This window comes from Reichenbachiella carrageenanivorans, from assembly GCF_025639805.1.
GTDB classification, from domain to species: Bacteria; Bacteroidota; Bacteroidia; order Cytophagales; family Cyclobacteriaceae; genus Reichenbachiella; species Reichenbachiella carrageenanivorans.
The window spans coordinates 3,042,753-3,068,480 of the sequence record NZ_CP106735.1; the positions used below are offsets into that span (position 1 = coordinate 3,042,753).

Consider the following 25,728-nt stretch of genomic DNA (forward strand, 5'->3'; position numbering starts at 1 on the left):
AGGTGTGAACAATCAATTCATGATATAATGGGAGAAAGGCATGTTGACGTGCGATTTTTTTTAATATTATTCCTGTCAATCGTTGGGATAGAAGTAGTAGCACAGCCATTAGATGCCAAGCTCACTTCTACACAAAACCTATCGATTTCGGACGGGTTGGCTCATAATGGAGTCACCGATATATATGAAGACTCTCGGGGGTTTGTTTGGGTCGCCACCTATGATGGCCTCAATCGGTATGATGGTTATGAGTTTAGAAAATATAAAAACACCCTTGATGAAGACTATTTGATCAGTAATAGAGTAAGGGCTCTCAATGAAGACAAGCGGGGGAAGTTGTGGATAGGTACCGACGATGGGATCACACTTTATGACTTTAGAAAGGATAAATTTGAGCACTTGTTTTCTAATGAAAACCCTGACGGTAGCAAGACCCGAACAGTGATTAGAAAGATATGGATAGGACAAGAAAATGACCCCATTATTTGTACTACTGAAGGAAATGGGATTCTATTATTCAATACAGACTACAAACTCACAGATCATGTACTACCTCAGGCAGAACTTGGCAAAGATCTCTTGATACTGGATGTGATCAAGGTGAATGGAGAGCAATATGTTTTGGCTACAAGCAAAGGACTCATACGCTTTGATCTGAGTAAAAATGAATTCACTAGAGTAGCTAAAGGCGTACAATACGCTAGTTCATTTTGGCCATTGGATGATACCTCTTTTGTAGTGACTACACCTGACGGATTGGTGTTTGTAGACCACAAATCTACAGAAGATAGTTTTGACGTATTAGCCATTACCAGAAGACTGGAGGGGTATAATTTCAATAGTGTGCAGATAGACCAGAATGGAAACCTCTGGGCAAGTATGTTGCATAATAGTATGTTGAAAGTAACAGATGCACGATCGCTCAAAGCAGGCGAAAAGTATTCTGTAGCTATAGCCCAAGAAAAAGAGGGCCTGAGAGCAAGTACGGTGTTTATTTCACCAAAAAATGGTTGTTGGTTAGGGACTTTCAACTTGGGTATTTATAGGTTCAACCTTCAGCCCAACCCGTTCATAAGCTACGTCGTGGACAAGAACAATCCGTATGGCATCCGAACCAATTTTATTTCGAGTGTTCTGCCATATGACGACAAGCGTGTTTTTATCTCTGCTGTTCGTGGGGGCATCGGGCTTTTCAATACAGAAAGTTTCGAATTTGAACCATTGCCATTCGACTTTCCCAAAAGAACTAACCAATTTATAGGTCATTTACTTATGGATTCTCATCAAGATATTTGGATGAAAATCAGTAACCTGGGAGTAGTAGTAGTAAGGCATGGGCAGCGCAAACTTGAGGTTATAGATGTAGGAGATTTCAAAGAGCTCAAAAATGGAGCCTCTCGTGGGTTTGTAGAAGATAGCCTTGGGAATATTTGGATAGGGGGACAAGACGATCTCTATAGGCTGTCGCTTGATAAAGACCGGAAAGTAAAAAACATAGAGTCTATCAATGCTCACCCTGCCTTAGAAAAAAACAAAATTTCAATCATACGTACCGTTTATGCCGACCCCCTTTTAGATTGTATATGGGTAGGTACGAGTGAGGATGGTTTGTACCGTATTTGGTTGGCAGGAGACAAACCATTGGAAGACCATGTTATAGAAAGGTATAAGCACGACAATAAAGATACTCATTCGCTGTCGAGCGACTTTGTGACATCCATCTTACGATTGCCAAACAACGATCTGTGGATAGGTACTGAGCGAGGAGGTATATGCAAGGTCATCAATAGTGAGACAAACCCAACCTTTGTGTCCTATTCGGAAAAACACGGATTATCAAACAATGTGGTGAAATCTATATTGTATGATGAGGAATACAACCTTTGGATATCCACTAATATTGGCCTCAATAAATTTGATACCAAAAGCAATACTTTTCGAGTATTCAGAAAAGAAGATGGTCTGCCGTTCGAGGATTTCAATTACCCTTCGGCCAGTATGAATAACGGAATCATGGTTATTTCTAGTCAGCGAGGGTTTATTACCTTCAATCCCAAGGACATACCCATTGTCGAAGAATTGCCACAGTTAGAATTCGGAGATTTCCGATTGTATAATCAAAGAATTTTGCCAGGTGATACGGTCAATAATTATGTGCTTATAGACGAGACTCTAGCATACAAACCTGAGATAGTGCTTCAATACAACGAAAATGTATTTTCTATAGAAGTATTGTCTCTTCACTTTTCTAACCCAAGTAATCACTACCTCAAGTACAAACTGGCTCCTATCAATGAAGAGTGGATAGAAGTGCCTTCTAGTCAAAACCATATTGCCTATAATGGTTTACAGCCAGGAAAATATGAACTTGATGTAATGGCTTCTAATACGTCTAACAACTGGACGGTTCCTAAAAAATTACAAATAGTCATCACTCCGCCCATCTGGAAGACACCAATTGCCTATGTGTTGTATTTCGTGCTTTTTGCCTTAGCCTGTTATATAGTGATCTATGTGATCACGAGGATCCAGTCGCTCAATCACAAGTTGCATATTGATCAATTGGAAATAGATAAAGTGAAAGAGGTCAATGAAGCCAAGCTTCGCTTTTTCTCTAATATTTCTCATGAGATCAAAACACCTCTAACGCTTATTTCAGGGCCTGTCAATATGCTGTTTGAACAGTTTAGAGATAATGAAAAAGTAAATGGAAAATTAGAGATTGTACGAAGACAGTCAAAAAAGATATTGCAGTTAGTCGATCAGGTACACGATTTTCAACGAGCAGATGTGAATCTCTTGAAAATGAATTACACATTATTTTCGTTCAACCAGTTTGTAGAAAGCTTAATGGCTGATTTTGAGTTTATGGCCTCTAGCGAAAATAAAAAACTGTCCGTACAATGTGGTGAAGATGAAATTTTTGTGTGGGCAGATCAAGACAAGTTGGGTAAGGTTTTGGATAATCTACTGAGCAATGCCTTCAAATACACAGTAAAAAACGATACGATTGTCATTTCATATTTCCGAAAAGGAGAGCACCTTATCCTTTCAGTAAAGGACTCGGGAAAGGGTATAGATACCGAAGACTTGCCTCATATTTTTGAGAGATTTTATCAGTCGCATGCTAAAAACAAGATATACTCTGGTGGATCAGGAATAGGTTTGGCTTTTTCCAAAAGGCTCATAGATATGCACTATGGCTATATCAGCGCCGAAAGCGAGCTGGGTCAAGGCACTACGATCACGGTGCGTTTGCCTGTTATTAGCGAGCAGACCTCAGAAGTGCAACACCAGTTAGAAAGGGAGGTATTGCAGATAGAAGAGAGTTATCAAAGAAAGGGGCTTGCATTTGAAGAGGTAGATCTTTCTGGTGTGGAGCTAGACAAGGAATGTGCAGACGCCGTCATTTTTTTTGCAGAGGACAATACCGATATGAGAGCCTTTGTGTCCAGTATTTTAGAGAATTTTTTTCAACTCAAAACTTTTACTAACGGACAAGAGTGTCTGGATGCCTTGGAAACAGAGTGGCCAGACCTAGTTATTAGCGATGTACTCATGCCTGAACTTAATGGTTTCGAATTGTGCAAAAGCATCAAAGAAGACATTAAAACCAGTCATATTCCTGTGATTTTGCTCACGGCTTGTTCTACCCTCGAAGATCAAATCAAAGGGATCAATAAGGGAGCGGATGCTTATATCAATAAGCCATTTGATGTACAGTACCTAGTCTCCACTGTCACGGGACTACTCAAGTCGCGCAAGCAACTGCATGAACGATTTCAGGTCGATTTGCCTCTGCGATTAGAGCGTACTCAGACCACAGGCAAAGACCATGCGTTTCTAGAAAAACTCTATAGCCTTTTGGCCGAAAATTTGGACAATGAAGAACTAGACATTAACAGTTTTGCTAAGGAGCTTTACCTCAACCGTACGCTTTTTTACCAAAAGGTAAAAGCGTTGACCAATCAGACGCCATTCGAACTGTTGAAAATGTATCGCTTGAAAAAGGCTGCTGAGTTTTTATTGCAAAAAAATTATTCAGTGAATGAGGTACATGCCAAGACTGGCTTTAAAAGCCGTACACACTTTGCCAAGTTGTTTAAAGCTAAATACGGAGTTTCTCCAGGAAAATACGCCACAGAGACCTTGAACAAATACTCAGGCACGTCTGAAAAAAACAATTAGAAACAAGGGCATATAGTGGGGCAAGAGGATCTCCATATCACCACTTAAGCCTGTGTGATTGGTGTTTTTTTACTTGTACTTACTCCAGACAACATCAAACGAACTATTAAATACAAATCTGGACAGTCTACATAGAATATTTGAATACAAAACAAAACTTAGAAAGCCCTTGTTGAGAGAGGCTTATGTTTAAATACTGATATGAAAAGACAAATAACACTAATGGTACTGGCTGTATTGTACAGCTTTACGATTTTAGGGCAAGGCCGTAAAAAACCTAATCTCATCATCGTGCATACGGATGAACACAATTTTAGAACTTTGAGCTGCTATCAAAAGTTACTTGCTGAAGATCAGGCTTTTGTATGGGGCAAGGGCAATAATGTGAATACCACAAATATTGATAAGCTAGCCGAAGAGGGGGCAATATGTACCAGCTACTATGCATCCTCTCCTGTATGTACACCCTCTCGTGCCTCCTTGGTTACTGGCTTGTATCCACAGGCGACGGGAGCTCCCAAGAATGGACTTCACTTGAGTGAAAATGTAACCACATTTGCTCAAGTATTAGAGGAACAAGGGTATGCCACTTCTTATGTAGGAAAATGGCACTTGGCAGGACACGATAAGTATAAATTTAATATTGCTTACAAGGCGGGTTTTTCGGACAATCGCTTCATGATGACAGGTGGGCATACCCCATATTTTCTACAGACCGCAAATGGAGTAAAACCAATAGGGGAAAGGGAGTTTGAAAAACTGGCAGATACAGATCGTAAAAATGCAGTGCATGTTACAGATTATTTTACTGATAAAACCCTTGAAATTCTAGAAAGAGATAAAGACAAACCTTTTTGTGTGATGCTGTCGATACCAGACCCTCATACACCAGATGTGGCTCCGGCACCTTACGACAAGATGTATGAAGCTATGAATCCTACTGCCCCGAAGACCATGTCTCCAGCGTTGGCAGCCAAGCGTCCTGCTTGGGGCAAAGCTACTTCTGACGATAAAAACGAAGGGAATAAGTTTGATGGTGAAGCGCTCAAACAATACTTTGGGATGGTGAAAAAAATAGACGATAGTGTGGGTAAAATATTAGACTTTTTAGAAGTTAATGGTCTCACAGATAATACCATCGTAGTATTTACCTCTGATCATGGAGATATGTTTTTCGAACACAATAGAAGAAATAAAGGTGTACCATATGAGTCTTCTGCCCGAATCCCATTTGTGATCAGGTACCCAGACAAGATTCCGTCAGGCAAGGTCATAGAGACCGCCTATACCAATGTGGATTTTGCGCCTACAATTTTAGGATTGATGGGAGCGAAAAATGAGATTCCGTTTCATGGGATCAATGCAGCAGCAGATTTTACTAGCAAAGACAAAAAGGTGGTTTCGGATCGTATCACATACTACGCCAAGTCTGGAGGATGGTGGGTAGCCGCTGTAGATCATCGGTATAAACTTGTGATTGACAAGAAGGAAGGACCTTGGCTGCTAGACTTAGAAAAAGATCCTGATGAGGTTATCAATTTCTATCACGACAAAAATTATGCAGCCACGGCAGACAAAATGCAAAAGGAACTATTTGTTCAGCTAGAAAAGTTTAAAGAGCCAGGTCTCGCTTCATCTAGCAAGCCCTTTATTGTAAAATAGGACCCGACAAAAAAGCGACGAAGTGGGGTGGAAAGTACCCCCACTTCTCTTTCTCATACAGAAGGCCGCTACTCTTCTTTCATTCTAGTAGGATGTTTTTGTGTGACTTGAGCCTGTCTTTTGACGCTCGAATACATCAAACGTATCTACAGAAACAAATCCTAGATAAGGATGAATCAATTTACATGGCTTGAAGTCACCAAATGGTACTGACCTTTTGTGATCTCGATTAGATACAAACCAGATGAAAATAGGAATAAAAAATTTACGATATGCTTGGCTTGTGGGACTGGTGTGTAGGTGTTTTTTTGCCCAAGCACAAAACATGAGTGATTTTTATACGGAAAAAAATCATCTGGTAGATGTGACAGTGTCAGTACTCAGCTATGGAGCAGATGGTACTGATACAGCCGAAGATAGCCAAGCTTTTCAAGAGGCTATAGACGCCGTTACCCAGCAGCCCAATGGTGGCGTAATACAAGTACCTGCAGGGACTTATTATGTGATGGATATATCGATGAAATCCAATGTGCATTTTGAAATCGACCATGAGGTCATTATTAAGCCACCCAAACGCACCGACACTAAAAACTATGGCATTTTTGATTTTGATGGCAATAATGAGATCATTCACCATGTAAGCATTCGAGGTATAGACGGCAGTTTTACAGTAGATCTTACGGGTTTGATCAATACGAATGTTCGTGTTTATTCTTTTGGTAATGTTGAAAATTTCTTGCTATCGGATTTTAAGACAGTAGATGAGCGAACTAAGTTTTCTACGGTGCAGATGGGTACTTCACCATACAATGACGGGTACAACTCCCCAGAAAACGGAGTCATACTCAATGGACATGTAGACAATGCCGACTATGGGTATGGGTTGGTTCAGACACAAGCAGCCAAAAACGTGTTGTTTAAAAACCTTTCAGGAACAGGAGGAGTCACGTTGAGGTTTGAGACGGGATATGTCAAAATGAATGAATTACAAATAGGGGGATTGTTCGACCTGGTAGGTAGAAATATTTCTAATGAAAATGGAAATGCAGCCCTAATGGTATCACCACACGAAACTAAAAATGGACATATCGATGTAGACGGAGTGACCTCCATCAGTAGTGGGTTTGCCGTTCGGTTGTCTAGCGGGTATGTACGTAGCGAGATGGGAGATATTACCGCCGGTTATTTTGCCAATACTTCAGTGATCAAGAATGTAAAGGCCACTTTTGGTACACAGGCTCAGTTGAAAGAAAAACACTTTTTGTATATGCCTTGTGACTTGAGAGGCTCAGTTACGGAATTCACAAACTACACAGGTTCTGTCAAGATATACCAAGGGCCATCTATAGCTGCTATGGTCAATACTTCAATAGGTACTGAGCCTGGCCATTTTCAAGTTGAGGTCACCAATGTGACTGCCGAAGGTTTTGAATGCCAAGTCAAAGCGGTGGTGACTGATGTCGATGGTGATGAGAATTGTACGGGGATACAAAAAGGGTGCCCAGCACAAAAAGAATTAACAATACTCAATACAGGTTTTTTTAGTCAATCTTTTCAGGTTTATCCCAATCCAGGCCAAGACTTGGTGTCTGTAGTAGCACCAGAGGGGACAAAGATCGATTCGGTTCAGGTATTTAGCATGATAGGAAATAGGGTGTTGAGCCTGCCTGTTCAGATACCTCAATCAATACTAAGTGTGGATTTTTCGCAGCTATCCAGAGGAACTTATGTGATTCAGGTATTTGCCGACAGAGGAAAGTCGTGGTCGCAAAAAATCCAGCTTACAAAATAACAGTAAGGCCCAATTAAGAAAGTGAGGAATGAAAGACTTTAAAAATGAAACAAAGGATAAAAAAATGATAAATAAGATAATTAATGCCATGACGCTTGTAGCAGTGGGATTGCTAGCTACGACTACTCAAGCACAAAACTTCAGTACAAATGGCAACCATGTTCGAAATGCCGTGATGGCAAAAGTGGATAAAAGAGATATCTTATACCTATCCGAGTTAGATGGAGCGGTGTCTGCTCATACACTTTCGGGTGAGCAACTATGGCGTCAGAAGTCTGATGATCCAGCTGTAATGTTTGAAATATTAGCCGCAGATATTACTGGAAATGGCAGCGAAGAACTACTGGCAGCTAGTGCCAATGGCAACATCTATTGTTGGCAAGCAAATGGGAAACTGCTGTGGAAATTTGCACCTGATCACAAAGTACGATTTTCAGAAATAGCTGTAGTAGGCAGAGGAAAAACAGCCAGAATATTTGCAGGAGGCAACGATTATCAACTCTACGAAATCAACACATCGGGAGAGCTCCTGTCCCAAACTCAAGTTAATGGTGTATTTAGAAAAATAGAAGCAGGAAATTTCTTGGAAGAAGGGAAAACGACACTGTTTATTATGACCTATGCTCATGATAAATACCGATGGGATGTTTTTGGTTTTATGGACCCTGATAGCAAACAAATGGTCAAATCTCTTTCAGACAAAAAAGCCCCTATCAAAGTACTCAGTCAAATGATGATGAACGATATGTCGGTAGATGATATCGATAAGGATGGGAAAGACGACCTGTTGATATTTGGTAATGATCGTTCTGCAGTATTCATAGGTCTCAATGGAAACTTCGAAGTACTGGCTACTTTTCTAGGCTCTAAAAAAGACTACCAACGATACGCTCAAGCGCAAGGTACTAGCCTGCTGCCCGTACGTGACGAAGTAGCTATTCAGTATGGAGGGAAATGGTATACATGTGACCTTAAAGGTCAGTTGGTTCAGAGTGGAGGAGAAAGATATGGTGCTATTGTCTATAACGATTTGATAGTAGACCCAGTTTCTCAGCAGCTCATAGCCGCTGGAGAAGTAGATGGAGGCAATGGGATTTATTTCTATTCTTTGAAAAAGGCGAATTGGCTGACACATGAGCCAGAACTACAAGGTCGCATGTTGACTGTCAAAAACAACCTCAATGTGCTCTATGATCAAGTGCTTAATTTTAAAATGCCAGAGTATCAAGTTCCGTCTGATCAACCTTGGGTTATGATTACGTCATTTGAAGAAGCACCAGAATTGAAAAAACTCAAAGGAGCAAAGATCGATTATGTGATTCAGGAGACTTGGCACGAAAGTACAGGGCGAGAAGATATGGTTGACGAAATAGGGAAAATAGCCCTTAGAAAGGACAAACGTGGAAAATATGTGCACTCACGAGAAGACATTCTGGAGCGAGTAAAGGCATTTGAGGCTCAAGGGCAGCCATTTACGCTATGGGCAGGTCATGGCAATGACCCCTTTTATCTGCGTATCGAGACTATGGAAGCAATATTAGCTGCCGCACCTAATACCTGTCGAGGGTTTGTATATGCAGAAATGGACAATGTAGATGATCCCAGAGTACAGTATTATATCAATGAATATGTGCCACGTTTGGCCGTAGCCATGAGAAAAGAAGGTCGATCTAAAATTTATTTCAGATATAAAAATATGTTTTGGGCGACTACCTCTCATCATGGGATCTGGCGAAAACTCTTTTTATCTGGTGACTATAGTGACATACTCGCTCCAGCTTCGGAAGATACAAGTTCGCGTACGCAAGAGATCAACCTAGCAGGGCGTGTGGGCTTGTTGATGGGAGGATATGTGGATGAGTTTGCCATGCGATTGGTCGATGACAATCCTACGAGCTGGAGACCGCTTTCTCCTGGTGGGCAACGCAGTATTTCTCCATTTCTTCGACAGGGCGTAATGATGGCTGCTTATAGCGCACATCACGGCATCATATTCGACAACAAATTTAGTGAAGCACCAGGGCTTAATATCTTCTTTTCGATGATGAAATCTGGCGTGCTGCCTTGGGTAGAAAAAGAAGATATCTTGTCTGTAGGTTCATGGCATTTGATACAAGACGTAGATGAAAATTTGATTAGTAAAGTGGATGATCATCATAATTTGAAGTTGTATGATGCTAGCGATACGGCTGCGGTTATGTCTATCGGTCAGATGCATTGGGCAGGAGCTAGCCTACCTGCACATGATTTTTCTAAAGTGGCTTTGGGAGTTGATTACAGGTGGCTCAACTATGTGCCCGAATTGCCCTATGGGATGGTGCCTATCGCACCGGTAGAATCCGCTCCGCAGTTAGAAAAGCAAGACATTCCATATCTAGTTAGTACCGCCAAATCAGGTGTAGTAGATGGCAAGCTCGTACACGCTTCGGCTTTTGCGCCTACCATACAAGAAGTAGTGACCAAGGGAAGTCGTAGCATGCCAGTTTTGGTGGCGGGTGCAGCGTGGTCGGCTATACGTATCGACGATACTCATACACGCTTGATTTTGATGGATCAAGGTTATTTAGATCCTCAGGATCGTCAGGTTAAACTTACTTTCAATGGAAAGCAGCCAATAGACGCGACGGATATTTTAAGCGGTGAAAAAATATCGCTTACTACAAAAGAAGTGAAGCTTACGGTGCCAGCAGGTTCATTGCGATTTATTGATCTGACTTACAGTAAATAATTTAAACAAACTCAATACTAGGAGGGCTGTATCCTCTATGATTGGTAATTAAGAATATGAATAAGATGAAATCTAAGGTAGAAAAAGGAGTATTTGTACTAATTATCATGATGTATGCATCTGTGATGATAGCTAAGCATCCCGCAGAAAAGGCACCTAATGTACTTCTGATAATGGTAGACGATATGAACGATTGGGTGGGTGCATTTGGAGGACATCCACAGGCGATCACTCCCCACATGGATGCACTGGCTGAAAAAAGTGTATTGTTTTCGAAGGCTTATTGCTCTGCTCCATTGTGCAACCCTTCGCGGACGAGTATGCTCACAGGGTATCTTCCGAGCACAACTCAGGTGTTTGGTAATTCAGAACATTTTCGAGAACTAGAAGGGTTTGAAAATACAGTGACACTGCCACAGTATTTTCATGCGAATGGATACAAAACAGCAGCCTCGGGCAAGATCTTTCATAGCCCACGGGGGCCAGCCAAAGTGCCAAAACCTCAGAGTGATCCAGGGTCTTTTGAGCAAGAGCGCAGAGGAGGACTAGGCGCTACATATCCAGATCAAGCTGATCGTTTTCAGCATGGGATCAACTTTGATATACTGCCACCATCAAGCCACTTGAGAAAAAGTTTTGATTGGCTAGGGGTAGAGGTGCCAGACGAGCAAACACAAGATTGGCAATCGGCTGAGTATGCTGCACAATTCTTGAAGGAATCACACGACAAACCATTTTTTCTGGCTTGTGGTATATTCAGACCTCATTTGCCATGGTATGCACCACAGCAATACTTCGACTTGTACGACGTAGATCAAATAGAATTACCCAAGATACTGGCTACAGATCTTGACGATGTTGGTAGTATAGGGTCAAAAATCGCGCAGAAAGAGCTTCACGATGAGCTTGTGCGGACGGGCAATTGGCAAGCAGCTGTTAGCGCTTATTTAGCCAATTTATCCTATGCAGATGCTTGTGTAGGGCATTTGCTAGACGCACTTCAGGCAAGCGATTACTTGGACAACACCATCGTAGTGGTGATGGGTGATCATGGCTGGCATTTAGGAGAAAAGTCCCATTGGTCTAAGAATACACTATGGGAGGAGTCGGCAAAGACACCACTCCTTATTTATGACCCCAGGCAAAAGGGAGAGGCGGCCGTATGCGAACGCGTGGTTTCACTGATAGATATTTACCCCACTTTGGTAGAGCTATGTGGCCTACCTACCAAATCCGATCTTGATGGACAAAGCATAGCGCCACTGTTAAAAAAACCAAATCTTACCTGGGAGCGTCCAGCGTTGACCTCAAAAGATAAAAAGATGCATTCTTTGAGGAGTGAACGCTACCGTTACATTGTTTATCCAGATGGATTCGAGGAGTTGTACGATCATGAAGTAGACCCCATGGAATGGAACAATATCGCCAGTGATAAGAAAAATATAAAGGTATTAGCGAATTTTCGAAAGGAGCTTTCAGCTCAAATAAAACCTTGATGGAGAGGTTGATGATTAAATAGGTATAATAGTAATTAAAGAGAATATGAATCATGTAATGAGCAAGCTGTTGCTTGCATTGGTATTGATCGGGTGGACGTCTGTCGCACAAGCACAAATTAAAAGAGAGCTAACCCCAACGCCACCGATGGGTTGGAACAGTTGGAATTGGTTCGGTAAAAAAGATATCAACGAAGAGCTGATAAAAAAGATCATCGACACTATGGTGGATGAAGGGCTCAGAGATGCAGGCTACAACTATGTGGTGATCGACGGAGGGTGGAGAGATACCAAACTAGGGCCTAATGGTGAGTTATTGCCACATCCTGTCAAATTTCCGAACGGAATCAAGCCTTTGGCTGACTATGCGCATGCTAGAAATATGAAAATAGGAGTGCATGTGGTGCCAGGTACACACGATTGTGGCGGGGACTTGGTAGGAGCGATCGGACACGAAGAGGTGCACATGCAGCAGTTTGTGGATTGGGAATTGGATTTTATTAAATTGGATCAATGCAAATTTGTGAATGATCCATGTTCTGATTGTCCAAAGACAAAACTGGGCTGGAGCGAGCCCAATGCAGAGGAAGTGTATAGAAAATGGAGCAAACTGCTTTACGAGGCGGATAGAGACATCCTATTCAGTATATCTGCCTATACCTATCGTGATTGGTATCCTGAAGTGTGTAATATGGCTCGTACCAGTTTGGATATACAATCTAGGATTCACCGAGGAGGTGCATACTTCAACCCTCCCGCAGAAATCAAAATGGCACATATGAGTGTAATGGGTATAGTGGAAAAAAACAATGCCGCAGCGGCTCATGCTGGTAATGGCTACTGGAACGACCCTGATATGTTAGCTACAGGTGTACAAGGATTGTCTATCAACGAACAAGAGGCTCATTTTGTGCTCTGGTGTATGATGTCATCGCCTCTCTTTTTGGGCAACGACCCTAGAGTCATGAGCAAGCACGAAAAGCAATTAATTCTTAACAAAGAACTTATTGCTATAAACCAAGACCCGACCGAACAGGGCAAGATCATCAAGAGAGAAGGCAATACTCAGGTATGGGCTAAGCAATTAAAAAATGGTCAAGTGGCAGTGATGTTTCTCAATCTAGATACTGCTTGTGAGCAAGAAATGACTATCGACTTGAAGGAGTTAGGGTTCAAAGGTTCTGTAAAAGTGAGAGATCTGTTAAAGGGTAAGGACTTGGGCGAATATGCTAAATCATTGTCTGCTACTGCTGAGACCAATCAGTGTAAGGTCATGCTGGTGTCAAAATAAGTTGGCTGTCTGATAGCTCCTGTAACGAAGTAAATAATAATTGAATAAAAAACTAATATACGATGAGAAACAGTAATCAATTGATCCTTGCAATTGGAGTATGGATATGGATTGTGTTTTTGCCAGTTTTACATACTTATGCCAAAACAAAAAAGACCGTTAAAGTGGTGTTTTTGGCAGGGCAGTCCAATATGGCTGGCGCGGGCAATTATGATGAACTTGACGAAGCAGACAAAGCTAGAGTACTGAAAGCGGCTGAGCGTGTCAGCCTAAGTTTCAATGGTAAGGCTATTGTTCCGTTGGCACCTTATGATAATAAGCCTACAGAAAAGTATAATTTCACCCAGCGATTTGGACCTGAGTTGTTTATTGGTGCTGTTTTGGCTGAAAAATACCCCGATGATGAGTTTTTGCTAATCAAAGTATCGCATGGGGGGACTGCTCTCTACGGGGCATGGAATCCCGAGTGGTCTGCGGAGCAGTCTAAGGAAGTAGAAAAAGGGGAACTGAAGCAAAACCTCAAGCTCTACGAAAAACACCTAGCGGCAATCGACGAAAATCTGAAACAGCTCCAAGCAGAAGGCAAATCGTATGAAATCTTTGGAATGTGCTGGATGCAGGGCGAAAACGATGCCGCTAAAGAGGTAAGTGCTCGGTCATACGCACAAAACTTAACAAAGTTAATAGCCTCTTATCGACAGCAATATGAAGTGCCCAAAATGCCATTCGTTTTGGCACAAATCAACTCCACCTATGGTAGATTTGATGAAGGCCCAGAGATGGTGAGAGGTATGATGCTGGCAGTAGCGAGAGAGGACAAATACGTGTATTGTATACCGACGACTACAGATAGAAGCTGGTCAGATTTTCCTAAACATTCCGATCAAGTGCATTACAATGCAGCTGGGCAAGCTCGCCTTGGGACTGCGATGGGAGAGGCCTTGATTAGCCTGCAGTAGGAGGTTTGAAATGTGCATGTAGAGTTGTTTTATTGATTAATCTTGCACTATACGAATATTGTAAATAAAGAAAAATAAAATGAAAATAATCGTAAGCAACCATCTTGTATGGCTTGCAGTGGTGTTTTTTTCGACTCAGAAGGTGCTTGCTCAGTCTGTATATCAACTGAAAAAGACAACCCAGTCGGTAGCAATAGACGGTGTATTAAACGATGACGCTTGGCTGACTACCGAATGGGTGCATTTAAATAATTTCTACTCAACAGAAACGATAGATGCTCGTCAAAAAACTACTTGTAAAATGCTGTGGGACGACGAAATGATCTACGTGTCTTATCGTAGTGAAGATAAGTATCTGACGGCTAGAGAAACGAAACGAGACGGAACACCATTCTTGGACGATTGTGGCGAAATTTTTATTTATCCTTTGCCTGTAGCCGATAAAATGCATTTTGGTTTTGAAGTAAACCTGTATAAAGCGGCTAATGATTTTATATTTATTTACGATTATTACCCAGGCAGTTTTGCGTCTGTCAAGTCGTACAATCCAGATTATCAAGTAGCAGTAAAGTGGGAAGGGACGCTCAATGATAATTCGGATATAGACACTGGCTGGACTATGGAAATGGCCATTCCTATTCGCTTATTCTATATGGTTGGCCCTTATGCTCAGGTAGAGCCTGGAGTTCGTTGGATGTTCAATCTGCTCAAGCAAGACCGCAATGATATAACAGGAGAAAGGCGAATATCGGCGACACTCTTCCCTTGTGAAGAACCATTAGGGGATGTACATAGCCCCAGCGCATTTGGTTTGCTTGAATTTGTAGATTAAGTATGTGTATTCCTGACTTCTAAAACTTCTCCATTACACCAAGTCCAAACAAGGCAAAATCATATTTTACAGGATCTATAGGGTCTAATTCACGCAAATGGGTAGTGAGTTCCTGTGCCGCAAGCCAGTCGGACGGCTTGCGGTGTAGCAAGCCGAGTCGCTTAGCTACTCGCTCTACATGTACATCGAGTGGACAGATGAGCTGATTTGGAGTGATGCCTTGCCATAGCCCAAAATCGACCCCTTTATTATCTTTTCTTACCATCCACCTTAGGTACATGTTTAGTCGTTTGCAGGCTGATTTACGTGCGGGAGTGGCGATGTGCTTTCGCGTACGATCTGGTGCGTCTGGATGAGCAAAACAGGTATTGTGAAAATTGATGAGGAAAGTTTCCATGTTCCCTGATTTTCCTAAAGTAAAAGCTGTTTCGAGTGAATCATGCTTTTGATAGTGAGCCTTTAGAATCGCGATAAAAAACAGCGTGTCTGTAGCGTTGAATGTACGGTGTTTGAAACTTAAAAATCTTTTCAAATCCTCCTCTTGATGATTGATAATGAAATCATGAGGTGCATGATCCATCATTTCTATCAAAGACTGACACTTGTTGATGATCGTTTTGCGCTGTCCCCAAGCCAAGATAGCAGCAAATAGCCCTGCGATTTCTATGTCTTGTTTTTTAGTAAACAAATGTGGAATTGAAATTGGATCTTCTGGGATGAAATCAGGTTGATTGTATTTCGCTACCTGTTCGTCCAGAAAGTCTTTCAGCTTATTCATTATCAGGTGTGTAGCTGGCTATAACGGGTGTTTTGAGGTCTAGTGCCCCCATAGCTTTGTAGGCTGCAGACGACAGTCTTACAAGCAAGGTGCGGTTCATGGCGCTTTCGGGTAGCTTGCCCACTACTCGTGCTTCGATACTTTGGTTCGTCATCTGGTTTTTGATCACTATAGTAGTGCCTAGAGGAGCCGTGCGGTGGAGTGCCAGATATTTTTGAGTGTAGTCGGTGTCTTCTATTTTCATAGCAAACCCTTCTTCCACAGTGGTCTTTAGTCCTTTGATATCGCTGGTTTTAGTTTTAAACTGGCTGTTGTCTGTTTTTACGTACAGTGTATCTAAGGTCGGTTTTTCAGGTTGGGTAGGAGGAATGACTATTTCCTTTTTAGCTATGGGCTCAATAACGACTTCCTTTTCTGATGCTATTACCGCTCCTTTAGATACGATGAGCTGTTGCCCGATAGACAAGGTATAGTCGGGTAGGCTGTTCCATTGCTGAATGTCTTCTATCTCTACTTGATACATTCTCGATATACCAAATAGTGTTTCAGATGGTTGAACAGTGTGATACTTATTCGTGTCAGAAGCTGGTGTAGAAGTTGTGCCTTTTACTGGTGCCAGATAAAGCGTGTCTCCAACATCTAAATGAGCATTTTCAAGGCTGTTGAGAGTAGATAGCGAGTCGACAGACATGTCATAGCGCCTAGAGATTGCGAAGAGTGTTTCTCCCTGTTGCACTACGTGTATGCGGGTAGGTGCTGGTTTTTCTGCTTCTGTTGGTTCAGGAGTACTCAGGTTTTTCTTTTTAGATAGTGGTACTCTTATTTCATCATACATTTTCAATCCGTCGGATTTCAATGTTGTATTTTGAGCATACAGTTCGTCTACAGATACTCCATACCTTTTGGCAATCGAATACAAAGTTTCCTTGGGTTCGGCGCGGTGGATGACATACTTCTTCCCTTTGATTTTTTCAGTACGCAAACTGTCTAAGGGACTCGAAGAGTAACCCATTTGGGCGAAGCCTATCAGAAGAAAGAGTAGAAGTAGTCTATAAATCATAAATATTGAGTGTGCTTTTTTGTGTGACAAATATGGCCTTATTTCTGAATATGAAAAAAGTGTCTTTTCCTATTCCAGGCAACTGGTCTTCCAGCAAAATCTGTTCCTTTATAGTCCCATCAGCTTCCAAAATAACCAACGTATTACTCAGTCCATTTTGCTTCTCTTCATAGTATGAGATGAGTGCATGATTGACTGTTTTTAAATATTCAATTTGCCTACAGGGAACAATGTTGTGCTTTTGAAAATATTGCACAAACCAAGTGAAATATTCTGAGGAATCGGGATATGCTGTAGCATAAATTATGCTAGGAAGAAGAGTAGAGTGTTCACGTGGCTCTTCTTTTTTTATTTCTGTACCTGATTTTAAGTCTATATAAATTTCTTTGTTGGTGAAGTGTGGGTGTGGTACTTTGATCCAGTCTAGCCCTGATTGGATGATTCGGGTGTTCATCATAGCAAAGGTAGGATCACCTCCGTCCCAACTGAAAGTGTAGATATTGGTTTTGTCAGGGTTATTTTGGTCGGAATACTGGATAAATAGCAATTGGCTTTTGTCGTATGATTTGAGCACCATGCCATGGTACGTTTCATCAAACGATATGGCTTGAATGATCTCCAAAAGCTCAAAAGAAAGGAGTAGGAAGGTTTGGGTTTTCGTTGCTACATCAGTGGTTTCGATCAAGAGCAACTGGTCGTCTTGGCCAGGAATAATAGACTTGATAGGAAAGTCGAAAGTAGCCTCGTGATGTGCATTTTTAACCGCCAAAATTCAATATTCTTTTAAGGGATGTGATAAATAATAAATATCTTTCGGGCAAATCTAAAAGTAATCCTTGATGTACAAACGTCTCCCTGTTTTAATCTTAATTTTCTTTGCACTACTTACGGGTTTGCAAGCACAAGACAGTACGGCTGTGAAACCGCTCGTGTTTTTGATGAAGCTCGATGCAGATATCGATCCAAGAACGAACCGCTACACAGAGCTGGCTCTTGATAAGGCCGTGGAGCAACAGGCCGACTATGTAATCATAGAAATGGATACCTACGGAGGAGCACTCAACGATGCAGACGATATTCGTACCCGAGTTCTTGAATTTGAAAAGCCCATTTATGTGTATATCAATAAAGATGCTGCCTCAGCAGGTGCTTTAATTTCTATTGCTTGCGATAGTATATATATGGCCAAAGGAGCCAGCATAGGAGCTGCCACAGTAGTGACTCAAGACGGAGCGGCCGCACCAGACAAATATCAGTCTTATATGCGGTCGATTATGCGCTCTACAGCCGAAGCCAATGGACGTGATCCTAAAATAGCTGAAGCCATGGTGGATCAGGATGTAGAGGTGGATAGTATATCTACTGAAGGCAAGGTCATTACCTTTTCTACTTCCGAGGCAATTAAACATGGCTTCTGCGAAGCACAGGTGAATAGTGTTGAAGAAATAATGAGTCGGTCAGGAGTCGTAGATTACGATGTTTTCGAATATGAGCTGACAGCATCTGAAAAAATCATTAGTATTTTCATCAATCCATACGTGAGTGGAATATTGATTCTGATTATCATGGGAGGGATTTATTTTGAATTGCAGACCCCAGGGGTGGGGTTTCCGATTTTGGCCTCTCTCATTGCCTTGATTTTATATTTCACTCCTTATTACCTCAATGGGCTGGCAGAAAACTGGGAAATCATCATGTTTTTTATAGGAGTGGTGCTACTCTTTTTGGAGATTTTTGTAATTCCAGGCTTTGGCTTGGCAGGTATCGCTGGGATTATGTTGATGGTGACCTCACTGACTTTGGTGATGCTCAACAACGATTGGTTCGATTTTTCATTTGTGCCATCAGGTCACCTGACCACCGCTGTATTGGTTACCTTCTTGGGTTTGATAGGTTCGTTTATTGTCATGTTTATTGGAGGTGTGCGACTTACAGAGTCAGGCATGTTCAAACGTATTGCTTTGGAAACTACCATGGATAAAGCCTCAGGTTACACGTCGAACTTTAAAAAGGGAAGCTTTATTGGAAAAACAGGGGTAGCATACACTATTTTGCGACCAAGTGGCAAAATAGAGATAGACCACGAAATCTATGACGCTTATACACGAGGCAATTACATAGAACAAGGGACTCCAATAGAAGTGATAGGGGAAGAAGGTACTTCACTCAAAGTAAAAGCCTTGGTTTAAAGATGACGAAAGAAAAACTATTGAAAATACTCTACTGGGTACTGTTTGGTGGAGCGGCATTATTTCTGTACTTCAGTGTACGAACCCAATTTTATCAACTCGAATATTCATTGGTAGCGTTAGCATTTTGGGGTGGTGCCTACTTCCTCAATCGGTTCGTGAAGAAAGAAGAAACAGAAGACCAATAAGATTGTGGTTTTTCCATAGCTAATAGATAGATAATCCTTTACCCACTTTCATTTGAATAATACTTCCCTAGTTTTGTCGATTAATCCCGATACAATGCTAGAAGCAGTAATATTTGATATGGACGGCGTAATTATGGATAGTGAGCCGATCCACTACGAGACCGAATTGGAGATCATCAAAAGATTCGGAGTGACTGATTATGCACCCGAAGATCATGCCAAATATGTGGGTATGCGTACTTGGGATCTTTGGACGGGTAATATTGCCAAGTATGGCTTGGATACCACGGCAGAAGCCCTCACAATAGAAGGGGATGAAGCCTATATCAATGCTTTGCGTGAAAAGGATTTTGGTCCAATAGAGGGGCTTTTACCTTTGTTAAATCGAATTCAGTCCAATGGTATACGTATGATCGTAGCTTCTTCGGCTTCGAGAGAGAATATTAAATTGGTTTTGGATAAATTTGCCATTACTGATTTTTTCGAGGGTTATGTAAGTAGCCAAGACGTAAAGAAGACGAAACCCAACCCTGATATATTTTTGCTTGCTGCCAAGACTTTGGACGTTAGTCCTGAGCACTGCGTGGTGATAGAAGATGCCAAACATGGCGTACAAGCAGCTATTTCTGCGGGTATGAAATGTATTGGTTATCGAAATTTGAATTCAGGTAATCAGGATTTGAGCAAAGCCCATATAATCGTAAATACACACGACAACATTGACCTGAAATTGTTAGAAGAATTGACAATTGATGCACTAAAACACTAATTTAATTATGTTTCCAAAAGTTAATCCCGCAGAAACCAAATCGTGGGAAGCCTTAGAAAATCATTACGAAGACATTTCGAAAGAACCCATCATCGACATGTTCGACAAGGATCCGGAGCGGTTCAGCAAGTTTTCTATCAAGTGGAATGAGTTTTTGCTTGACTATTCTAAAAACATCATCACAGACAAAACCAAGTCATTGCTAATGCAATTGGCCAAGGAATGCCAGCTGAAGGAGGCCATCGAGGCCATGTTTGTAGGGGAGAAAATCAACGAGACTGAAAATAGAGCCGTATTACACACTGCGCTGCGTAGCAATAGTACAGAACCATTAGAAGTAGATGGGCAAAACGTGCGCCCATTGATCCAAAAGGAGCTTCAGAAAATGGAAGCTTTTACTAAAAAACTACACGCAGGAGAGCTGAAAGGCTTTGATGGCAAGGTGATCAAAAACGTAGTCAATATCGGTATCGGTGGGTCAGATTTAGGACCATACATGGTATGCGAAGCACTCAAGCCCTATCAGAAAGAAAACATCAATTCGTATTTTGTGTCGAATGTGGACGGTTCTCACCTGTATCAGGTATTGAAGCAAGTGGATGCATCGGAGACGTTGTTTATCATCGCTTCAAAGACCTTTACCACACAGGAGACCATGACCAATGCCATTTCGGCAAAGGATTGGTTTTTGAAGGAAGCCAAAGACGAAAGTGCTATTGCGAAGCATTTTATAGCACTATCTACCAATCAGAAATCAGTAGAGGCTTTTGGTATCGACTCAGCCAACATGTTCGAATTTTGGGATTGGGTAGGTGGCCGTTATTCGCTGTGGTCGTCTATCGGGATGTCTATTGCCTGTGCCGTTGGCTTCGATAATTTTAAGGAATTGCTCAATGGGGCAGAGGAGATGGATAACCATTTCAGAACGGCTGACTTCGAAGACAATTTGCCCGTTATCCTAGCCATGCTAGGTGTGTGGTACAACAATTTCTTTGGGGCAGAGTCACATGCGATTTTGCCATACGACCAGTATTTGCATCGATTTGCTAGCTACTTGCAGCAAGGCGATATGGAGAGCAATGGTAAGTTTATCGACAGAAACGGAGAACCTATTGCTATCCAAACTGGACAAGTCATCTGGGGTGAACCAGGGACGAACGGTCAGCATGCTTTTTATCAATTGATCCATCAGGGAACGAAGTTGATTTCTTCAGATTTTATTGCTGCTGCACAAAGTCAGAACCCGATGAGCGACCATCATGAAAAATTATTGGCTAATTTCTTTGCTCAGACAGAGGCATTGATGAAAGGAAAGATGGAAGAAGTAGTGATCGATGAATTGCTGAAAACGGGAATGGAAGAAGAAGACATAGATTTCTTATTGCCATACAAGATTTTTGAAGGCAATCAGCCAACGAATTCATTATTGATCAAGAAAATTACACCACGCAACCTAGGTGCACTCATTGCCATGTACGAACACAAAATTTTTGTGCAAGGGGTTATTTGGAATGTATTCAGCTTTGACCAATGGGGCGTAGAGCTAGGCAAGCAGTTGGCTGGACAGATCTTGCCAGAGTTGCAAGGTGAAGAACCAGTGACTTCGCACGATGGATCGACCAACAGTTTGATCAATCAATGGAAGGAGTGGAGATAATCATTCATTAGACTTCCCTAATGTCTTTAAGTTTAGGGAAGTTTATTCAAACGAAACACACACATGAGATTAGCAGTCATAGCACACGATGGAAAGAAAGCCGAGATGGTTGGTTTTTTACTCCAAAATATAGAAAGAATAGCCAAGGCAGATATTGTAGCCACGGGTACTACAGGCTCGCATGCAGAGCGAGCAGGTCTAAAAGTCACTAAATTGCTCTCTGGGCCAATGGGAGGGGATGCACAGATAGCAACCCTAGTTGCGGAAGGCAAGATGGATTTGATTTTCTTTTTTCGTGACCCACAAGGCAAGCACCCACATGAGCCAGATATTCAAATGTTGATGCGTTTGTGTGATGTGCATAACATTCCATTTGCAACTAACCCTGCGGGTGCTCAGTTGCTCCTTAATGGATGGCCAGTAGAATAAAATCATTTAATACATAGTGAAAAGGCATTGATGGAAATACCTATAATCAGGGATTGTTCATCAATGCCTTTTGTTTTAACTTGGATTTCTGAATAGACCATAATCTAACTAAAAACCTAACTAACAATGACTGGAAGTGTTGCCCTCGACGTGGTGATTGGGCTCGTATTTGTCTATCTCTTATATAGCCTTTTTGCCACGCTTATCGCAGAAATTATTGCCACCAATCTGATGCTTCGTGCACGTAACCTTAAGGAAGCTGTCAACCGAATGATCAATGATGAAGAGGATGACGATGGTACTGGGTTTCCTCGACTTATGGAGGTATTCAATGTTTTTCCCAAGAATTATGTCAACGACTTAATTAAGAATTTTTACAATCACCAAGAGGTGAAATACCTAGGGCGCAAGGCCAATATTAACCCCTCGGTGATCAAGGCTTCTAATTTTGCCAAGGTTATTATAGATAAAATAAAGGCTGTAGGCGAGGGAGATACTGATTTAGAGAAAATCCAGTCTGGATTGGCTCGATTGTGTTTGCCAGAAGGCGATTCGGGATATGTGGAAGGAGCCCAGCGAATTTTGGGGCGCAAGACCGCCGAGTACATTCAAAGTATATGGCAAGATGGCGAGGAGGATCTGAAAATATTCAAGGCTTCTCTCGAAAACTGGTTTGATCGTACCATGGAGCAAACCACCCAATGGTACAAACAAAGGATGCAAAAAATTCTGTTGATCATTGGGTTTGGGCTGGCTTGGGTTTTCAATGTAGACACTTTTACTTTAGTGAAAACACTATCGGTAGATAAGGACGCCAGAGCCCAGATAGTGCAAATGGCGAGCTCATATATAGAAAACAATACCTTTCAAAAATATGCCCTGCTTACAGCGGATAGTCTGCGGATCAGTGGCGATTCTACTTTGGTTTTGGACTCGGCTACTCGGGTTTTGATCACAGATTACAATGCACGCTTAGACTCCCTTATGCGAGTCAATCAAGTCTTAAATGCCGATGCGTCTTCAGCAAATGCTGTTCTTGGTTTGGGCTCTTGGTTGCCAGATTCTTTAAGGCAAAACGAGGAGGGACAAATCCTATTTCCTGATTGGGTAAATGAATCGGTGGCTAAAAGAATTGTTACACCAAATGGAAAAAAAGAGACGTTTGTGTCTGTTTCTGTTGGTCAGAAGTGGCGCTATTTGTTTGGATTGCTTTTGGGGTGGCCTCGTTTGTTGGGCTATCTCATCACCGCTCTGGCTATTTCTTTGGGGGCTCCTTTTTGGTTCGATATACTCAATAAATTAATGAGGCTGCGTGGAGTAGTTTCAGAAAAAAACGTAAAAAATTAAACCTATCATCTAAACCTAATTAACCATGGCAAAATCAACCTATGACATGTATCTCCTTGAAGACAGTGAGCAGCCTGTCAGGCTCACCATATTCATTGGTCAAAATCAGCAGTGTACCACTCGTGTCCTGCTTGACGAGGAGGAGATTAAAATAGTAGATGAATCTTTTCAGCTAGAGTTGGGGACCAACCAGTCTTTAGTAGAAAAAGAATTGCGTATACGGTCGGTACTTACCGACGTGCAGACAGATTTTGATCTGGTGAGTCAGACAGTAGTCTTGTCGGGAGGAGAGCAGAAAAAAACATGGGCGATGGAGCAGGATTCAAAAGATGGTGAAAGTTACATTTTCACTACAGTTATTGGTTTTTACATTTAATCCTGCCGCTATGAGATACATACTTAGTTTTATACTGATGGCCTCCTGTGTGCAAGGTTTTGCGCAAGCGTCTGAGGACATCAATGTAGAAATGCTACAAGCGCCTTCGTCACCAGCGGCCAATTTGTTGGGGATTTCTGATGCCGACATTCAGCGGCCATCCGACAAAAACGAACTGGTGGGGATGATCCGTCAGTCGAGCGACAACTTTGCTGCATTGCCTACCAGTTTTGCGCTAGATTATGCACCTATCCGAAAGGATTTGAATGACTTTATGAATTACAACACAAAGGAAAATAGAGCCTACAAAAACTTGAATCTAGGGGCTAATCTTCGACAAAGTTTAGTGTTTTCGGCAGCTATGCAGTCGCTCGATTCGGCCAAAGATGATGTGCTTGTTTCTTCTCAGCAGTTTGGGTTTGGGGTCAAAATTTCATTGGCACGTGGTCAGTTGGATGGTGCTTTCGCTCAAAAAATGCAGAAAATAAGAGCCCTCAAAAGAGCGCTACTGCCATCGATGGATAGCCTCATAGAAGTTGGAAAAAAGGAGGCGGACCTTGCGTTGCGTGACAGCATTCGTCAGGAGATGCGCAAGCCTGCTAGCGAAAGAAGTATGCCCAAAGTGATTAAATGGAATCAGCAACGAGCACAGTTGGACAGTGCGATCAGCACTGCAGTAGAGGCTGAATACGCAGCCAATGAAGCTAGTTTTAAATCTATCAAGACCTTGGTGGAAGGGCTGTCTTATGATCGGTTCGGGTTCAAATGGGATTTGGCTGCGGGTATGGTGTTGGATTTTCCCAACAGTAGTTTTGACGACGGCACATTGAGTAAAGCAGGGATATGGACGGTGTTTGGTTATGAAACACGAGCGTCGGGTTTGTCTGTGCTTGGGTTAATCAGATACATGTACAATCCTGATAAGATCTATGCTGATGAAAACAAGGCCAATGTACTGCAAAGCAATGTATCTACCTTAGATGTAGGCGCTCGATTTATTGTGGGCAATTTCAATAAACTCTCTGCTAGTGTGGAGGCGATCTACAGATCTGCTACCGTGTCGGAGATTGAAAACTCATGGCGATTTACTATGAATACGTCTTATGATGTCGCAAAAGACCAGAAGCTAACTTTTATATTCGGTCGAGATTTTGATGGTACGATAACCAAAGATGGTAGTCTCATCGCAGCCTTGGCTTATGTGCGAGGCTTTGGCTCGAAACTGGAGTAGGTACTAGACTGTATAGTTTCTTGTGCCAAAGATGGAACTTCCAATTCTGACCATGGTGCTGCCTTCGCCTACTGCTATTTTGTAGTCTCCGCTCATTCCCATCGAGATTTCTTCCAGTGCTAATTGACTATGGGTGTAGGAGGTCTGGAGGGCTTCGAAAAAAGTCCTTAATCCAGCAAATTCATTTCGAATTAGGGTTTCATCTGGAGTATGAGTTGCCATTCCCATCAGTCCCACGATAGATATGTTTGGCAATTCATCTAGTACTCCTGAGTCGAGCAGTTCACGTACTTCGTCCATGCTAAAGCCAAATTTGGTATCCTCCATGGCAATATGAATTTGTAATAAACAAGAGATGATTCGGTTGTTTTTCTTGCCTTCTTTATTGATTTCTTTGAGTAGTTTGAGCGTGTCTACACCATGAATCAGATGTACAAATGGAGCGATATACTTCACCTTGTTGCGCTGTAGGTGGCCGATCATGTGCCATGCTATGTCTTTGGGTAGTGCCTCTGCTTTGTCTACTAGCTCCTGTACTTTGTTTTCACCAAAAGCCCGTTGTCCTGCGGAGTAGGCTTCTTCAATGAGGGTATTTGGTTTGGTTTTGCTTACCGCAATCAGTTGGGCACTAGTCCCTTCTAGTTCTTTTTTGATGGAGAGGAGTTGTTCTTTTACAGACATGAGAATGACTAGATTTCTTAATCGTGAATTAACAAAATAACAATTAACTGAGGACACTTCAATGACTATTTTCTA

At 41.9% G+C, this 25,728-nt stretch carries 20 protein-coding genes; 16 read left to right on the forward strand and 4 right to left on the reverse strand.

Annotated features, from left to right (window positions below):
* The first annotated feature begins 27 nt into the window (after positions 1–27).
* The 8 genes from N7E81_RS12145 (at position 28) to N7E81_RS12180 (ending at position 14,948) form a co-directional block, all read left to right on the forward strand.
* The gene (locus N7E81_RS12145; protein WP_263049855.1) at positions 28–4,188 is read left to right on the forward strand and encodes a hybrid sensor histidine kinase/response regulator transcription factor; all 4,161 of its coding nucleotides are present in this window, start codon (positions 28–30) and stop codon (positions 4,186–4,188) included.
* Between the two features lie 201 nt (positions 4,189–4,389).
* Positions 4,390–5,850: a sulfatase family protein gene (locus N7E81_RS12150; protein WP_263049856.1), complete on the forward strand. Its 1,461-nt coding sequence runs from the start codon at positions 4,390–4,392 to the stop codon at positions 5,848–5,850.
* Between the two features lie 244 nt (positions 5,851–6,094).
* Positions 6,095–7,642 (forward strand): T9SS type A sorting domain-containing protein, encoded by a 1,548-nt coding sequence (locus N7E81_RS12155; protein WP_263049857.1) that lies wholly within the window; start codon positions 6,095–6,097, stop codon positions 7,640–7,642.
* A gap of 64 nt (positions 7,643–7,706) precedes the next feature.
* Positions 7,707–10,370, forward strand: coding sequence for a PQQ-like beta-propeller repeat protein (locus N7E81_RS12160; RefSeq protein WP_263049858.1), 2,664 nt, complete (start codon positions 7,707–7,709; stop codon positions 10,368–10,370).
* Positions 10,371–10,435: 65 nt separating this feature from the next.
* Entirely contained in the window at positions 10,436–11,866 is a 1,431-nt protein-coding gene (locus tag N7E81_RS12165) for a sulfatase (RefSeq protein WP_263049859.1), read from the forward strand.
* 58 nt (positions 11,867–11,924) lie between these two features.
* Entirely contained in the window at positions 11,925–13,157 is a 1,233-nt protein-coding gene (locus tag N7E81_RS12170; protein WP_263049860.1) for a glycoside hydrolase family 27 protein, read from the forward strand.
* 62 nt (positions 13,158–13,219) lie between these two features.
* Positions 13,220–14,116, forward strand: a complete 897-nt coding sequence (locus tag N7E81_RS12175; protein WP_263049861.1) for a sialate O-acetylesterase — start codon at positions 13,220–13,222, stop codon at positions 14,114–14,116.
* A 79-nt stretch (positions 14,117–14,195) separates the two neighbouring features.
* A complete protein-coding gene (locus N7E81_RS12180) occupies positions 14,196–14,948 on the forward strand; it encodes a carbohydrate-binding family 9-like protein (protein ID WP_263049862.1) in 753 nt (250 codons plus the stop codon).
* 19 nt (positions 14,949–14,967) lie between these two features.
* Here N7E81_RS12180 and N7E81_RS12185 read toward each other — a convergent pair whose 3' ends face one another.
* Genes N7E81_RS12185 through N7E81_RS12195 form a run of 3 tightly spaced genes read right to left on the reverse strand, consistent with a single transcriptional unit; the run spans position 14,968 to position 17,555 of the window.
* Positions 14,968–15,726 (reverse strand): TIGR02757 family protein, encoded by a 759-nt coding sequence (locus N7E81_RS12185; RefSeq protein ID WP_263049863.1) that lies wholly within the window; start codon positions 15,724–15,726, stop codon positions 14,968–14,970.
* Positions 15,719–16,786 (reverse strand): LysM peptidoglycan-binding domain-containing protein, encoded by a 1,068-nt coding sequence (locus N7E81_RS12190; protein WP_263049864.1) that lies wholly within the window; start codon positions 16,784–16,786, stop codon positions 15,719–15,721. The genes N7E81_RS12185 and N7E81_RS12190 overlap by 8 nt, the downstream gene beginning before the upstream one ends.
* Positions 16,776–17,555 carry a hypothetical protein gene (locus N7E81_RS12195; RefSeq protein WP_263049865.1) on the reverse strand — a complete coding sequence of 260 codons (780 nt, stop codon included), beginning with the start codon at positions 17,553–17,555 and terminating at the stop codon, positions 16,776–16,778. The genes N7E81_RS12190 and N7E81_RS12195 overlap by 11 nt, the downstream gene beginning before the upstream one ends.
* A gap of 70 nt (positions 17,556–17,625) precedes the next feature.
* Here N7E81_RS12195 and N7E81_RS12200 point away from each other — a divergent pair, with 70 nt between their 5' ends.
* The 8 genes from N7E81_RS12200 to N7E81_RS12235 all read left to right on the forward strand — a co-directional run bounded on the left by N7E81_RS12200 (position 17,626) and on the right by N7E81_RS12235 (position 24,972).
* A complete protein-coding gene (locus tag N7E81_RS12200; protein WP_263049866.1) occupies positions 17,626–18,975 on the forward strand; it encodes an NfeD family protein in 1,350 nt (449 codons plus the stop codon).
* Between the two features lie 2 nt (positions 18,976–18,977).
* Positions 18,978–19,163: a hypothetical protein gene (locus N7E81_RS12205; protein ID WP_263049867.1), complete on the forward strand. Its 186-nt coding sequence runs from the start codon at positions 18,978–18,980 to the stop codon at positions 19,161–19,163.
* A gap of 94 nt (positions 19,164–19,257) precedes the next feature.
* Positions 19,258–19,932 (forward strand): HAD family hydrolase, encoded by a 675-nt coding sequence (locus N7E81_RS12210; RefSeq protein ID WP_263049868.1) that lies wholly within the window; start codon positions 19,258–19,260, stop codon positions 19,930–19,932.
* Positions 19,933–19,939: 7 nt separating this feature from the next.
* Positions 19,940–21,589, forward strand: a complete 1,650-nt coding sequence (gene pgi / locus N7E81_RS12215) for a glucose-6-phosphate isomerase (RefSeq protein WP_263049869.1) — start codon at positions 19,940–19,942, stop codon at positions 21,587–21,589.
* Positions 21,590–21,652: 63 nt separating this feature from the next.
* Positions 21,653–22,018 carry a methylglyoxal synthase gene (locus tag N7E81_RS12220; RefSeq protein WP_263049870.1) on the forward strand — a complete coding sequence of 122 codons (366 nt, stop codon included), beginning with the start codon at positions 21,653–21,655 and terminating at the stop codon, positions 22,016–22,018.
* A gap of 126 nt (positions 22,019–22,144) precedes the next feature.
* Complete coding sequence (locus tag N7E81_RS12225) at positions 22,145–23,365, forward strand: hypothetical protein (protein ID WP_263049871.1); 1,221 nt, start codon at positions 22,145–22,147, stop codon at positions 23,363–23,365.
* A 25-nt stretch (positions 23,366–23,390) separates the two neighbouring features.
* Positions 23,391–23,741 carry a hypothetical protein gene (locus N7E81_RS12230; RefSeq protein WP_263049872.1) on the forward strand — a complete coding sequence of 117 codons (351 nt, stop codon included), beginning with the start codon at positions 23,391–23,393 and terminating at the stop codon, positions 23,739–23,741.
* Between the two features lie 10 nt (positions 23,742–23,751).
* On the forward strand, positions 23,752–24,972 hold the full coding sequence (locus N7E81_RS12235; protein ID WP_263049873.1) for a hypothetical protein: 1,221 nt from the start codon (positions 23,752–23,754) through the stop codon (positions 24,970–24,972).
* Positions 24,973–24,975: 3 nt separating this feature from the next.
* Here the strand turns inward: N7E81_RS12235 and N7E81_RS12240 are convergent, their stop codons facing one another.
* Positions 24,976–25,653: a YggS family pyridoxal phosphate-dependent enzyme gene (locus N7E81_RS12240; RefSeq protein WP_263049874.1), complete on the reverse strand. Its 678-nt coding sequence runs from the start codon at positions 25,651–25,653 to the stop codon at positions 24,976–24,978.
* Positions 25,654–25,728 lie beyond the last annotated feature (75 nt).